We start from the raw sequence: 253 nt of genomic DNA, 5'->3' as shown, positions 1-253 counted from the left end.
ATCGTTAATTTCAAAATAGAAGTTTTAGATTTTGAAGATAAAAACCAGTCAGATATAGAAAGCTATTTAAAGGCTGCTAACAGCAAAGTTTTTAACTTAGAAGAATCGCCACTAATAAGAGCTTCATTATTAAAAAGGTCAGAGAGCGAAAACCTATTCTTCTTATCAATGCATCACATCATTGGAGACGGATGGTCAACTCAAATATTGGTGTCAGAAGTAGTGAAGACATATAATGAATATTTTAATGAAG

1 protein-coding gene is annotated in these 253 nt (G+C 31.2%); it reads left to right on the top strand.

Annotated elements, in window-relative coordinates; translation table 11 throughout:
- Positions 1 to 253, top strand: a 253-nt coding sequence (locus SB764_RS42675; protein ID WP_410867135.1) for a condensation domain-containing protein, incomplete at both ends; no start/stop codon positions are given.

This window comes from Paraburkholderia sp. SIMBA_027, from assembly GCF_046535315.1.
Taxonomy (GTDB): Bacteria; Pseudomonadota; Gammaproteobacteria; order Burkholderiales; family Burkholderiaceae; genus Paraburkholderia; species Paraburkholderia tropica.
The sequence above is the reverse complement of the archived record's forward strand: the minus strand, read 5'-3'. Positions and strand labels throughout refer to the sequence as shown.